This window comes from Kitasatospora sp. NPDC059577 (assembly GCF_042735475.1).
Taxonomy (GTDB): domain Bacteria; phylum Actinomycetota; class Actinomycetes; order Streptomycetales; family Streptomycetaceae; genus Kitasatospora.
The window spans coordinates 48,181-60,141 of the sequence record NZ_JBHWBZ010000062.1; the positions used below are offsets into that span (position 1 = coordinate 48,181).

Annotated in this window: 12 protein-coding genes and 2 pseudogenes; 5 read left to right on the plus strand and 9 right to left on the minus strand. The window is 73.8% G+C overall.

Annotated elements, in window-relative coordinates; genetic code table 11:
• Window positions 1-15 precede the first annotated feature (15 nt).
• Window positions 16-1,230: a pyridoxal phosphate-dependent aminotransferase gene (locus ACFV0O_RS33940; RefSeq protein WP_360259910.1), complete on the minus strand. Its 1,215-nt coding sequence runs from the start codon at window positions 1,228-1,230 to the stop codon at window positions 16-18.
• Window positions 1,231-1,327: 97 nt separating this feature from the next.
• Here ACFV0O_RS33940 and ACFV0O_RS33945 point away from each other — a divergent pair.
• Window positions 1,328-1,681, plus strand: a pseudogene (locus tag ACFV0O_RS33945) (winged helix-turn-helix transcriptional regulator); the annotation flags it as partial.
• Between the two features lie 352 nt (window positions 1,682-2,033).
• Window positions 2,034-2,819 (plus strand): SGNH/GDSL hydrolase family protein, encoded by a 786-nt coding sequence (locus ACFV0O_RS33950; RefSeq protein ID WP_380347589.1) that lies wholly within the window; start codon window positions 2,034-2,036, stop codon window positions 2,817-2,819.
• A gap of 44 nt (window positions 2,820-2,863) precedes the next feature.
• On the opposite strand, the gene ACFV0O_RS33955 is transcribed toward ACFV0O_RS33950, so the two are convergent.
• Window positions 2,864-3,517, minus strand: a complete 654-nt coding sequence (locus tag ACFV0O_RS33955; protein WP_380347590.1) for a GNAT family N-acetyltransferase — start codon at window positions 3,515-3,517, stop codon at window positions 2,864-2,866.
• A 125-nt stretch (window positions 3,518-3,642) separates the two neighbouring features.
• Here ACFV0O_RS33955 and ACFV0O_RS33960 point away from each other — a divergent pair, with 125 nt between their 5' ends.
• On the plus strand, window positions 3,643-4,587 hold the full coding sequence (locus tag ACFV0O_RS33960; RefSeq protein ID WP_380347591.1) for a pentapeptide repeat-containing protein: 945 nt from the start codon (window positions 3,643-3,645) through the stop codon (window positions 4,585-4,587).
• 80 nt (window positions 4,588-4,667) lie between these two features.
• Here the strand turns inward: ACFV0O_RS33960 and ACFV0O_RS33965 are convergent, their stop codons facing one another.
• The 6 genes and pseudogenes from ACFV0O_RS33965 to ACFV0O_RS33990 all read right to left on the minus strand — a co-directional run bounded on the left by ACFV0O_RS33965 (window position 4,668) and on the right by ACFV0O_RS33990 (window position 8,220).
• Entirely contained in the window at window positions 4,668-5,402 is a 735-nt protein-coding gene (locus ACFV0O_RS33965) for a tyrosine-protein phosphatase (protein ID WP_380347592.1), read from the minus strand.
• A 10-nt stretch (window positions 5,403-5,412) separates the two neighbouring features.
• Window positions 5,413-6,054, minus strand: a complete 642-nt coding sequence (locus ACFV0O_RS33970) for a TetR/AcrR family transcriptional regulator (RefSeq protein WP_380347593.1) — start codon at window positions 6,052-6,054, stop codon at window positions 5,413-5,415.
• Between the two features lie 138 nt (window positions 6,055-6,192).
• Window positions 6,193-6,516 (minus strand): hypothetical protein, encoded by a 324-nt coding sequence (locus ACFV0O_RS33975; RefSeq protein WP_380347594.1) that lies wholly within the window; start codon window positions 6,514-6,516, stop codon window positions 6,193-6,195.
• Window positions 6,516-7,025, minus strand: coding sequence for a DUF6232 family protein (locus ACFV0O_RS33980; RefSeq protein ID WP_380347595.1), 510 nt, complete (start codon window positions 7,023-7,025; stop codon window positions 6,516-6,518). Before ACFV0O_RS33980 ends, ACFV0O_RS33975 begins: the two co-directional genes overlap by 1 nt.
• A 79-nt stretch (window positions 7,026-7,104) precedes the next feature.
• A pseudogene (locus tag ACFV0O_RS33985) lies at window positions 7,105-7,287 on the minus strand (RidA family protein); the annotation flags it as partial.
• 33 nt (window positions 7,288-7,320) lie between these two features.
• Window positions 7,321-8,220, minus strand: a complete 900-nt coding sequence (locus ACFV0O_RS33990) for an aminoglycoside phosphotransferase family protein (protein ID WP_380347596.1) — start codon at window positions 8,218-8,220, stop codon at window positions 7,321-7,323.
• A gap of 74 nt (window positions 8,221-8,294) precedes the next feature.
• Here ACFV0O_RS33990 and ACFV0O_RS33995 point away from each other — a divergent pair, with 74 nt between their 5' ends.
• Window positions 8,295-8,873, plus strand: a complete 579-nt coding sequence (locus ACFV0O_RS33995; RefSeq protein WP_380347597.1) for a hypothetical protein — start codon at window positions 8,295-8,297, stop codon at window positions 8,871-8,873.
• On the opposite strand, the gene ACFV0O_RS34000 is transcribed toward ACFV0O_RS33995, so the two are convergent.
• Complete coding sequence (locus tag ACFV0O_RS34000; protein ID WP_380347598.1) at window positions 8,860-9,258, minus strand: PPOX class F420-dependent oxidoreductase; 399 nt, start codon at window positions 9,256-9,258, stop codon at window positions 8,860-8,862. The genes ACFV0O_RS33995 and ACFV0O_RS34000 overlap by 14 nt on opposite strands.
• A 167-nt stretch (window positions 9,259-9,425) precedes the next feature.
• Between ACFV0O_RS34000 and ACFV0O_RS34005 the strand changes: the two genes are divergently transcribed.
• Window positions 9,426-11,912 (plus strand): Tex family protein, encoded by a 2,487-nt coding sequence (locus tag ACFV0O_RS34005; RefSeq protein WP_380347599.1) that lies wholly within the window; start codon window positions 9,426-9,428, stop codon window positions 11,910-11,912.
• Window positions 11,913-11,961: the final 49 nt, after the last annotated feature.

An 11,961-nucleotide genomic window follows, 5' to 3' on the forward strand; every position in this document is an offset into this window, starting at 1 on the left:
GCCGAGCGTAGGTGTTCAGCCCTGGCGGTACGTCGCCAGGAAGCGGCCGATCCGGTTGATGGCCGTCTCCAGGTCGTCGGCCCGGGGCAGGGTGACGAAGCGGAAGTGGTCCGGGCGGGGCCAGTTGAAGCCGGTGCCCTGGACGACGTGGATCTTCTCGCGCAGCAGCAGGTCCAGCACGAACTGCTCGTCGTCGACGATCCGGTGCACCGCCGGGTCCAGCTTGGCGAAGGCGTACAGGGCGCCCTTGGGCTTGACGCAGCTGACGCCGGGGATCTCGTTGAGCGCCCGGACCGCGATGTCGCGCTGCTCGGTGAGCCGGCCGCCGGGCAGCACCAGGTCGTTGATGGACTGGTGGCCGCCGAGCGCGGCCTGGACGGCGAACTGGGCGGGCACGTTGGGGCACAGCCGCATGCCGGAGAGCATGGTGAGGCCCTCCAGGTAGTCGGTGGCGTGCTGCTTGGGACCGGAGACGACCAGCCAGCCGCTGCGGAAGCCGGCCACCCGGTAGGACTTGGAGAGGCCGTTGAAGGTGAGGGTGAGCACGTCGTCGGCGAGCGCGGCCAGGCAGTGGTGCTCGGTGCCGTCGTAGAGGATCTTGTCGTAGATCTCGTCGGCGAGGACCATCAGCTGGTGGCGGCGGGCCAGGTCGAGGATGCCCTCCAGCAGTTCCTTCGGGTAGACCGCGCCGGTGGGGTTGTTGGGGTTGATGACGACGATCGCCTTGGTGCGGGCGGTGATCTTGGCGGCGATGTCGTCCAGGTCCGGGTACCACTCGGCCCCTTCGTCGCACAGGTAGTGCACGGCCTTTCCGCCGGCCAGCCGGACCACGGCCGTCCAGAGCGGGTAGTCGGGCATCGGCACGAGCACCTCGTCGCCGTCGTCCACCAGCGCGGTGACGGCCATCTGGATCAGCTCGGAGGCGCCGTTGCCGAGGTAGACGTCATTGACGCCGACGCCCTGGACCCCGCGCTGCTGGTAGTACTGCACCACGGCGCGGCGGGCCGGCAGGATGCCGCGCGAGTCGCTGTAGCCGTGCGCCTTCGGCAGGTTGCGGATGATGTCCTGGACGATCTCCTCGGGCGCCTCGAAGCCGAACGGGGCGGGGTTGCCGGTGTTCAGCCGCAGCACCGTGTGCCCGGCCTCCTCCAGGGCGTTGGCCTGGTCGACCACCGGCCCGCGGATCTCGTAGCACACGTCATTCAGCTTGCTGGACTGCCGAAACTCCATCTGTGGCCTCCCGACCGTCACCACCGCTCCGCTGCTTCCACTTTGTTCTACCAAGTTGGCACTTGGAAAGTCCAACCTTTTGGCTATGCTGATCGACATGTCACGCCGAAGCTACGACCAGTACTGCGCCGTCGCCCGCGCCCTGGACGCGGTGGGGGAGCGCTGGAGCCTCCTGATCGCCCGTGAACTCCTCGACGGTCCGCGCCGCTACACCGACCTGCACGCCGACCTGCCCGGGGTCTCCACCGACATCCTGGCCGGCCGGCTCAAGCAGCTGGAGGGCGAAGGACTGGTCACCAGGCGGCGGCTGGAACGCCCGGCCAACGCGACGGTCTACGAGCTGACCGGGCGCGGCCGCGAACTGCGCCCGGTCATCGAGGCGCTGGGTGAGTGGGGCCTGGCCGCCCTCGGCGAGCAGCGGCCCACCGACGCCGTGCGCGAGCACTGGTTCACGCCCCGGAAGACGGAGGACGCGTCGGCGCCCGTCGAGGGCTGACGCGCCACGGACGGTGCGCCACGGACGGTGCACGCACTCGGCGGTGCCGGCGACCCGGGCGACTCGGGTGGCCCGGGGGCGCGGGCGGCACAGGCGGAGCGGCCGGAGCGGCCGGAGCGGCGAACGGGGCGGCGGCAAGGCCCCCGTCGCCGGCCGCCGCCCCGTGACCCCAGGATGGCGCGGGCCGATAAACGAACGGTCGGTGTGCGATGAGCGCCGAGGTCAGGGGCCTCGCCGCAGGGCCGCGCAGGCGCACACGTACGATCGTCGGACCGCGACGCCGTCCCAGGAGAGCGGAGGCCAGCCCGTGCCCACCACCCACCGCAGCTACGCCGACTACGTCGCCCTCGGCGACTCCTTCACCGAAGGCATGTGCGACGACCTGCTGCCCGACGGCCACTACCGCGGCTGGGCCGACCGGGTCGCCTCGGCGCTGGCGGCGGAACGCGCGGACGGCGGCTTCCGGTACGCCAACCTCGCTGTCCGCGGCAAGCTCATCGGCCAGATCCACGACGAGCAGCTCGCCCCCGCCGCCACCATGGGCGCCGACCTGGTCACCCTCGCCGGCGGCCTCAACGACGTGCTGCGCCCCGGCTGCGACATCGACCGGGTCGAGCGGCTGCTCGGGGACTGCGCCCGCGAACTGCGGGCCACCGGCGCCACCGTCGTCCTGTTCACCAGCACCGACCCCACCCGCAGGATGGCGGGCGGCGCCCGGCTGCTGCCCACCATCCTGAGGATGAAGGCCTTCGTGCAGGAGCTGGGCGCCCAGGACGGCTTCGCCGTCGTCGACCTCTTCTCCGCACCCTGCTTCGACGACCGCCGGCTGTGGGCCGAGGACCGGCTGCACCTCTCCCCGGAGGGCCACCGGCGGGTCGCCGAAGGCGTCCTGGAAGCCCTCGGCCGCCCCGCCTCCTTCGACTGGCGCGCCCCGCTGCCCGCCGCCGCCCCGCCCGGTCGCGCCGAACGGATGCGCGCCGACGCCCGCTGGCTGCGCACCCACCTCGGCCCCTGGATCGGCCGCCGCCTGACCGGCCGCTCCTCCGGCGACGGCCGCCCGCCGAAGCGGGCCGAGCTGCTGCCGTACTCGTAGCCCCAGGCCGGACCGGGGGCTCGGCCGCGCTCGTCCCCGGGCGGTCAGTGACTGTCCGTCGGCTCCAGGACGAGGCTCGCCATCGGGGCGTGGGTGGTCCAGCCGAGCGCGGTGTAGAGCGCCTGCCCTTCCGGCGTGCCGACCAGCACGCCGGTGCGCGCGCCCCGCTCGTACGCGGCGGACTGCAGCGTACTCATCACCAGGACGCCCAGGCCCCGGCGGCGGAACTCCGGCGCGGTGGTGATCTGGTCCGGGACGGCCACCGGGCCGGCCAGGCCCGCCTGGCCGCGTGCCGCGAGGTGCCCGGCACCGGTGCGCACCAGGACCCGGAGGACGCCGCCGCGCTCCCAGGTGGTCACGGTGAAACCGGCCGGGGGCTCGGGCCGCTCGGGGGCGAGCGGGACGCTCATCAGGAAGCCCGGCGCGTCCAGCCGCCACTGCGGCCCCAGCCAGGGGCGGACGGTGGCGTCCTCGGCGAAGAGCTTCAGCCAGGTGGTCGGCGCGGTGGTGTCCGCGGCGATCTTGCGGACCTCGGTCTCGGTCGGCTCGGGCAGCACGTGCCGGCCCACCTCGCCGACCGGCGCGCCGACGTCGATGGTCCAGCCCCAGGGCTGGTCCACCGGCTCGGCGGAGCCGCGCGAGACGGCCCAGCCCGAGATCCACATCCGGACCAGCTCCCTGATGCCCGGTTCCTGCATGGCGCGTACCCCCGTGTAATGGTCTCTCCTGTCATGGATACCTTACCGGCGCTGCGGGGGGTCTGCCCAGTAGGATTTCCCGGACCACGGCGTCGCACCGGCGCCCGGCTGGAAGGACCCGGAACGTGCGCGAGACCGAGCCGCCGCAGGACCCCACGGCGGCCGAACCGACCCCGCTCCGGTCCGACTGCGGCAGTTGCTTCGGGCTCTGCTGCGTCGCCCTGCCGTTCTCGGCCGGCACCGACTTCGCCGTGAACAAGGCCGCCGGCAGCCCCTGCCGCAACCTGCGGACCGACTTCACCTGCGGCATCCACGCCCGGCTGCGCGACAGCGGCTTCCAGGGCTGCACCGTCTACGACTGCTTCGGCGCCGGGCAGCGGGTCTCCCAGGTGACCTTCGGCGGCCGCAGCTGGCGCGAGGAGCCTGACAGCGCCGGGCCGATGTTCGAGGTCTTCCCGGTCGTGCGGCAGCTGCACGAACTCCTCCGCTACCTCACCGAGGCGCTCACCTTCGAACCCGCCCGCTCCGTCCACGCCGACCTGCGGCAGGCCCTGGAGGAGACCGACCGGCTGGCCGGCGGCACCCCCGAGGAGATCCTCGCCGTCGACGTCCCGGCCCACCGCCGGCGCGTCAGCGACCTCCTGCTGCGCGCGAGCGAACTCGTCCGCGCCGCCGTCCCGCGCCGCCGCGAGCACCGCGGCGGGGACCTCTTCGGCGCCCGGCTGCGCGGCGCCGACCTGCAGGGGGCCAACCTGCGCGGGGCGCTCCTGGTGGCCGCCGACCTCTCCGGCGCCGACCTGCGCCTGGCCGACCTGATCGGCGCCGACCTGCGCGACACCGACCTGGCCGGCGCCGACCTCAGCACGGCCCTCTACCTCACCCAGGCCCAGCTGCACGCCGCCCGCGGCGACGCCGCCACCCGCCTCCCGGCCGGCCTCACCCGGCCCGCCCACTGGCCCGCCACGGCGGCGCCGGCGGCGGGCCGGGCGGCGAAGCCCCGGTCGGGTGCACGGCCGGGCGCCGCGGCCGGCAAGGGTGACGGCCGTCCGGCCCGGGGGCGCCGCCGCTAGGCCACGAGGCCACGAGGGCAGGGATCAGGGGCCGGGAGGCCGCTGGGCCGGGGCGGCCGGTCTCCCGCGCGCGGTGCGGTTCAGTCGGTCAGCAGCCGGGTGCGCAGGGCGTCGATCCGGTCGCGGTCGATGCCGAGGGTGCCGGTGAGGTAGCCCTCGACGGAGCCGTGGCGGGCGGCCAGGTCGGCGAGGGTGAGGCGGATGACGGCCTCCGGTGCGCGGCCGTAGCCGGGCCAGCGCAGGGTGCGGCCGGGGTGGGCGGCGTGCCACTCGGCGACGAAGTGCGCGGTGGCGAGTTCGGTGAGGGCGAAGTCGGCGGCGATGTCGTCCTCGGCGACGCCGAGCAGGGTGAGCAGCAGGGCGGCGACGAGCCCGGTGCGGTCCTTGCCGGAGGCGCAGTGGAAGACCACCGGGGCGTCGGCGTCGGTGATCACGTCGAGGACCTGGCGGATCTCCTTCACCCCGTCCTCGGCGACCTCGGCGAAGCGGTCGGCGAGGTAGCGCCAGGGGTCGAGCTCGGGGTCGATCTCGGCCTGGTCGTACGGGCGGTGCTCGATGGAGAGGTTGTGGTACTCCACCCCGGCCACGTCGGGCATCCGGCCCTTGGCGGCGATCTCCCAGGGGTAGCGGAGGTCGATCACGGTGCGGACGCCGAGTGCCCGGAGCCGGTCGAGGTCGGCGGGCGAGGCGAGCTTGCCGAGCGAGTCGGAGCGGTAGAGCAGGCCCCACCGGACGGACCGTCCCCCGGTGGCCGGATAGCCGCCCAGGTCGCGGAAGTTGTGCAGGGCATCGAAGGCGTGGTGACGCGTTGTCATGTGCGGCACTCTAGCCAGCGGTGGGCGGACCGTAGCCGTGGGCGAGGTGGTCGAAGGCGCGGGTGGCGTCGCCGGCCGCCTCGGCGTGCAGGTCGTCGGCGGTGCGGCCGCCGTCCTGGATGCGGCGCCAGTTGTGCAGGGCGAGGACCCGCTGGGTGGCGGTGACCTGGGCGGCGAGCAGTGCGGCGGAGAGCTCGCGGGGCTCGGGGAGGTCGGGGGTCTCGCGCAGGGCGTCGGCCAGGGACCGTTCGGCACGGGCCACGTACTCGCCGACCCGGGCGGCCAGGCTGGGGGTGCCGTGGACCAGGGCGGTGAAGGCGAGCACGGCGGGGTGGTCGTTGAGGCCGGTGACGGGGTCGCGCCGGGTGAGGCCGGTCAGGAAGTCGCGGAGCAGGGCTTCGATCACGGGCTCGCCGGGGAGCCGGGTGCGGACGACCTCCGCCGCCTGTTCCTGGTGGTCGGCGAAGCGGTGGACGACCAGATCCTCCTTGCTGGGGAAGTAGGAGAACAGTGTCGGCTTGGAGACCTCGGCGGCCGCCGCGACCTCCGCCACCGACACCCGGTCGAAGCCGTGCTCCAGGAAGAGGGCGATGGCGGCCTCCGAGATGGCCCGCCGGGTCTGCTCCTTCTTGCGCTCGCGCAGTCCGCTCATGGGGTCAGGCTAACAGGACGCTTGACTCGGGAAGGTTTCTTACCCGGTCTTGCCGCCGCTGCCCGCTGCCCGGTTCCCGCTGCCCGCTGCCCGGCGTCCGCCGTTCCCGCATCCGTCGTTCCCGCGGGCATCCGGTCCTCAGGAGCCGAGCGACTCCAGGATCCGGCGGATCGACTCGACCACCGGGGCGCCCGCCGTCACCAGGGAGGCGACGCCGGAGATGTTCCGCAGTGCGCGCCGCAGGACGGTCGGCGGTGTGGCGGTGCCGTCACCGAGGGCCTCCAGCGACTCGTCCAGCACCTCGCGGTCCTCGGCCGGCACCTGTCCGCGCAGGGCGTGCACGGCGGCGACGAGTTCGCGCATCGCGGCCTGGGGGTCGGCCGGGGCCTGGTTCTTGACGATGCCGATGTTGTGGTCGCCGTGCTGGGTGACGGAGTCGCCGAAGTGGATGTTGCCGGTCATCAGCCCACCTGCTTCCCGATGTTGTGGTCGCCGTACTGGTTGATCTTGTCGCCGATGTGGACGTTCTCCACCTGGAGGGCGAACTCGGCCTGGGGGTTGTCGATCGCCTCCATGATCATCTGGATCAGGTCGCCGATCTGCCGCGGGTCATGGCTCACCACCGCAGTGGTCGAGGAGTTGGAGGTCTCGATGACCAGCTTGTACAGCGCCCGCCGGCGCAGCCTGGTGACCAGACGGTAGGTGATGAAGGCCAGGCCGGCGAGCAGCAACAGCCCCGGGAGGACCGCCGCCTGCGACGTCTCGACCGAGTTCCGGACGAGGGTGCCGAGGATGGCGGTGGCGAACACCAGCCCGAACAGCTGCCGGACGAACCGGATGATCGTCCACGAGCGCTTGGGCGGCCACCAGACCAACTGTCGCGCCCGGGCGATGTGCTGCAACGGGTACGCGTCGCCACCGATCCACAGCACCCGCCGGCTCACGCTGACGTCGATCACGTTCCGGGCCAAGTCCGTTCCCCCTGAGCGTAGTGGCGGGAGCACCATAGCAACCGGTACCGACATCGTGACGGTGGATCATCCGTACGGGTCAGGCCGCGGCCAGGCGGGCGGTGACCTCGACCTCGATCCTCATCCGGGGGTCGGCGAGCCCGCACACCTGCATCGTGGCGGCCGGTCGGGCGTCGCCGAAGCAGCGGCGCAGGGCCGGCCGGCAGGGCTCGAAGTCCGCACGCTCGGGCAGCAGATAGTGCACCCGGACCACGTCGGCGAAGCCGAGGTGTTCCGGGAGGGGCCCGGCGGGCGTCTAGACGCTGCGGTCGGCGAGCACCTGGCGCACGACGTGGCGGGCGTTGGCGGTCAGCGCCGGGTCGGTGTGGCGGTAGTAGGGGATCGTCACCAGGGCGATGGAGAAGGCCCAGGCCCGGCCGCGGGCCCACATGGCGTCGTCGGCGCGCAGGGCGGCACGGAAGGTGGGGCGGGCGGTGGCGGGCAGCAGGTTCCAGGCGGCGATCAGGTCGGCGGTCGGGTCGCCGACGCCCATCAGGGCGAAGTCGATGACGGCGGCGAGCCGGCCGGTCCGGGACAGCAGCAGGTTGCCGGGGGTGAGGTCGCCGTGCATCCAGACCGGCGGTCCGGCGTAGTCGGGCACCCGGAGCGCCTTGTCCCACAGGGCGGTTGCGGCCGCGGTGTCGATCGAGCCGGCGAGCTGGGCGATGGCTGCCCGGGTCGAGCCGTCCCGGGAGGCGAGCGGGGCGCTGCGGTGACCGGCCGGGGCGTCGGCCGGGTCGACGGCGCGCAGGGCGTTGACGAAGCCGGCCAGGTCGCGGGCCAGGGCGTCGGGTGCGGCGAGCACGCCGACCGCCGGGTTGACGCCGTCGATCCAGTGCAGCACCGACCACTCCCACGGGTAGCCGGCGGCGGGCCGGCCGACCGCGAGCGGGGCGGGCACCGGCAGCGGCAGCCGCGGTGCCAGCGCGGGCAGCCAGCGGTGCTCCCGACGGACGTTCCCGGCCGCCCACTCCACCCGGGGCAGCCGGACGGCGAGTTCGGGCCCGAGGCGGAACATCGCGTTGTCCGCCCCGGCGGAGCCGACCGGCGTGATGGGAAGGCGCTCCCACTGCGGGAACTGGGCGGCGATCAACCGCCGTACCAGGGCCGCGTCGACCACCGGCTCGTCGGGGTGCATCCGGGTGGCAGCGCACATGCCCGGCAGCGTACCGCCCCGATCGTTTCCGTTCAGGCGTATTCCCCAACTGCGTGGACCCCTAGGCTGACGACATGGTGATCGGGCAGCAGACGGCGGGGGAACGACGGGCCCTGCGCGCGGCCCTGGCCGGGCTGACGCTGCTCGCCCTGCTGGGCGCGGTCGGACGGTTCAGCCGGCGCCCGGGCGGCCTGCTGGTGCTGCGCGACTGGCTCGACCGGCCGCTGCTGCTGTTCACCGCCGCCCTGCCGCTGCTGCTGGTGGTGCTGTACTGCGTCACCTGGCGGGCCTGGATCCGGGTGGTCCTGGGCATCGGCGTGCTGCTGACGGCCGCGGGGACGGTGCCGCTGTGGGTGTTCCTGGACGCCCCGCAGGTCACCGGGACGGAGGGCGCGCCGGAACGGCCGGACCGGCGGATCGTCCGGCAGGAGGAGCCCGGGATGCTCAGCGCCGCCCAGCGGATCTACGTCGACCAGGGCACCGGACTGACCACCCGCCGCTGGCAGATCGCCTACGCGGACTTCGCGTACGGCGACCTGGTCGACGCCGCCTGGGACGGGCCGGACCGGGTCAGACTGACCTCCGGCGGCCGGACCACGGTGATCGGCCTGGCCGCCGACGGCCGGCCCAGCGGATCGCTCACGCTGGGGTGACCCGCACCCGCACCCCGATCGTGCCGTCCTTGCCGAACCGCAGCACGTTCGCGGTCAGCGCGATCGCGCACAGCAGCCCGTACTTGCGCCGCAGCAGCTTGCGGTAGGCGGGCGCCCGGACCGGGTCGAGCACGGCCGTGGCCGGGACCTGCGGGCCGAGCAGGTTGCCGCGGATGTCACTGGGGCCGACCAGCACGTCCCGGCGGTTGCGCAGGCGCTTGACCTTGCCGGTCTTCGTCACGGTGGTGAAGACCAGCGCGTCGCCGTCCCGCGCGACCCAGACCGGGGTGGCCACCGGAGCGCCGTTCCTCCGGTAGGTGGTGAACAGCAGGTACTTGGCGGCGGCGAGCCGCTCCAACTCGGCGGCAGCGTCCAGAGTGTCCATGCCCGCCAGCCTAGGGAGCCGCAACTGGGCATCGCTTGAGCCTCCTTGGGGCCGCCGGCCGGGCGCGCCACGCCCGGCCGGCACGGGTGCGGCCGGGCGTCGTCGCCGGTACCTGCCAGAATGCAGGGCGTACGGCGAAAGCACTGAAGGAGAAGGTGACCGGCTTCGTGACCACGCCAGTCGAACAGGTGGCCCGGCAGGCCCAGCACGCGATCGAGCGCAAGATCGCCGAGGAACTGGGCGTCCGCGAGGGGCAGGTGAAGGCGGCCGTCGACCTGCTCGACGGCGGCGCGACCGTGCCCTTCGTGGCCCGCTACCGCAAGGAGGCCACCGGATCCCTCGACGACACCCAGCTGCGCGGCCTGGAGGAGCGGCTGCGCTACCTGCGCGAGCTGGAGGAGCGCCGGGCGGCCGTCCTGGAATCGATCGAGTCCCAGGGCAAGCTGGACGACGCGCTGCGCGCCCGGGTGCTCGCCGCGGACTCCAAGGCCCGGCTGGAGGACATCTACCTCCCGTTCAAGCCGAAGCGGCGCACCAAGGCGCAGATCGCCCGCGAGGCAGGGCTGGAACCGCTGGCCGACACCCTGCTCGCCGACCCCGCCCAGGACCCGGCGGCCCTCGCGGCCGGCTACCTCAACGAGTCGGTGGCGGACGCCCCGGCGGCCCTGGAGGGCGCCCGGGCGATCCTGGTCGAGCGCTTCGGCGAGGACGCCGACCTGGTCGGCTCGCTGCGCGAGCGGATGTGGGCCCGCGGCCGCGTGGTCGCCACGGTCCGCGACGGCAAGGAGCAGGACGGCGCCAAGTTCGCCGACTACTTCGACTTCGCCGAGCCCTTCACCAAGCTCCCCTCGCACCGCATCCTGGCGATGCTGCGCGGCGAGAAGGAGGAGGTGCTCGACCTCGAACTCTCGCCCTACGACGGCGAGTCCGAGGGCGACCTGCCCGGCGCCAACGACTACGAGCAGCGGATCTCCGCCCGCTTCGGCATCGCCGACCGCGGCCGCCCCGCCGACAAGTGGCTCGGCGACACCGTCCGCTGGGCCTGGCGCACCCGGATCCTGGTGCGCCTCGGCATCGACCAGCGGGCCCGGCTGCGCGTCGAGGCGGAGGAGGAGGCGGTGCGCGTCTTCGCCGCCAACCTGCGCGACCTGCTGCTCGCCGCCCCGGCCGGCACCCGCGCCACCATGGGCCTGGACCCGGGCTTCCGCACCGGCGTGAAGGTCGCCGTGGTGGACGCCACCGGCAAGGTCGTCGCCCACGACACGATCTACCCGCACCAGCCCGCCAACAAGTGGGACGCGGCCCTGAACACCCTCGCCGCGCTGGCGAAGAAGCACGACGTCGACCTGGTGGCGATCGGCAACGGCACGGCCTCCCGGGAGACCGACAAGCTCGCCGAGGACCTGATCAAGCGCCACCCGGAGCTGAAGCTCACCAAGGCGATGGTCAGCGAGGCCGGCGCCTCGGTCTACTCGGCCTCCGCGTTCGCCTCGCAGGAACTGCCGGAGCTGGACGTGTCGATCCGCGGCGCGGTCTCGATCGCCCGCCGCCTGCAGGACCCGCTGGCCGAGCTGGTCAAGATCGACCCCAAGTCGATCGGCGTCGGCCAGTACCAGCACGACCTGAGCGAGGTGAAGCTCTCCCGCTCACTGGACGCCGTGGTCGAGGACTGCGTCAACGCCGTCGGGGTGGACGTCAACACGGCCTCGGCGCCGCTGCTCACCCGGGTCTCCGGCATCACCGGCACGCTGGCCGACAACATCGTCGCCCACCGCGACGCCAACGGCCCGTTCCGCACCCGGAGGCAGCTGAAGGACGTCTCCCGGCTCGGCCCCAAGGCCTTCGAGCAGTGCGCGGGCTTCCTGCGCATCCCCGGCGGCGAGGACCCGCTGGACGCCTCCAGCGTGCACCCCGAGGCGTACCCGGTGGTGCGCCGGATCCTCGCCGCGACCGGCGGGGAGCTGCGGGAGCTGATCGGCAACGGCGAGCGGCTGCGCGCGCTGCGCCCGGCGGACTTCGCCGACGACACCTTCGGCGTCCCGACCGTCACCGACATCCTCGGCGAGCTCGACAAGCCCGGCCGCGATCCGCGCCCGGCCTTCCGCACCGCGACCTTCAAGGAGGGCGTCGACAAGATCGGCGACCTGGAGGCCGGCATGGTGCTGGAGGGCGTGGTCACCAACGTCGCCGCCTTCGGGGCCTTCGTGGACGTGGGCGTCCACCAGGACGGGCTGGTGCACGTCTCGGCGCTGTCCAGGACCTTCGTGAAGGACCCGCGCGAGGTCGTCAAGCCCGGCGACATCGTGAAGGTCCGGGTGGTCTCGGTGGACGTGCCGCGCAAGCGGATCGGGCTCACCCTGCGGCTGGACGACGAGGTCGGGCGCGAGCGCGGGGACCGGGGCGACCGGGGCGGCGACCGCGGGGACCGGGGCGACCGGCAGGCCCGTCCGCCGCGTCAGGAGCGGCGCGGCGGCGGTCAGGGCAGTCAGGGCGGCCAGGGCGGCCAGGACCGGCGCGGTGGCCAGGGCGGTCGTGACCGTGGCGGCTCCGCCGGCGCGGCGCCGGCCAACAGTGCCATGGCGGACGCGCTGCGCCGGGCCGGCCTGACCGGTGGCGGCGACGGCTCGGGCGACCGGCGCTCCGGCCGGCGCTGACCGGATCCGGGTGCACGACGGCGGGGCCGGTGGACACCACGTCCACCTG

What these genes read in the sequence shown, in the direction of transcription:
- ACFV0O_RS33940 (WP_360259910.1), bottom strand. Translation starts at nt 1,230, where the DNA reads ATGGAGTTTCGGCAGTCCAGCAAGCTGAATGACGTGTGCTACGAGATC.
- ACFV0O_RS33955 (WP_380347590.1), bottom strand. Translation starts at nt 3,517, where the DNA reads ATGCAGGAACCGGGCATCAGGGAGCTGGTCCGGATGTGGATCTCGGGC.
- ACFV0O_RS33965 (WP_380347592.1), bottom strand. Translation starts at nt 5,402, where the DNA reads ATGACAACGCGTCACCACGCCTTCGATGCCCTGCACAACTTCCGCGAC.
- ACFV0O_RS33970 (WP_380347593.1), bottom strand. Translation starts at nt 6,054, where the DNA reads ATGAGCGGACTGCGCGAGCGCAAGAAGGAGCAGACCCGGCGGGCCATC.
- ACFV0O_RS33975 (WP_380347594.1), bottom strand. Translation starts at nt 6,516, where the DNA reads ATGACCGGCAACATCCACTTCGGCGACTCCGTCACCCAGCACGGCGAC.
- ACFV0O_RS33990 (WP_380347596.1), bottom strand. Translation starts at nt 8,220, where the DNA reads ATGTGCGCTGCCACCCGGATGCACCCCGACGAGCCGGTGGTCGACGCG.
- ACFV0O_RS33995 (WP_380347597.1), top strand. Translation starts at nt 8,295, where the DNA reads ATGGTGATCGGGCAGCAGACGGCGGGGGAACGACGGGCCCTGCGCGCG.
- ACFV0O_RS34000 (WP_380347598.1), bottom strand. Translation starts at nt 9,258, where the DNA reads ATGGACACTCTGGACGCTGCCGCCGAGTTGGAGCGGCTCGCCGCCGCC.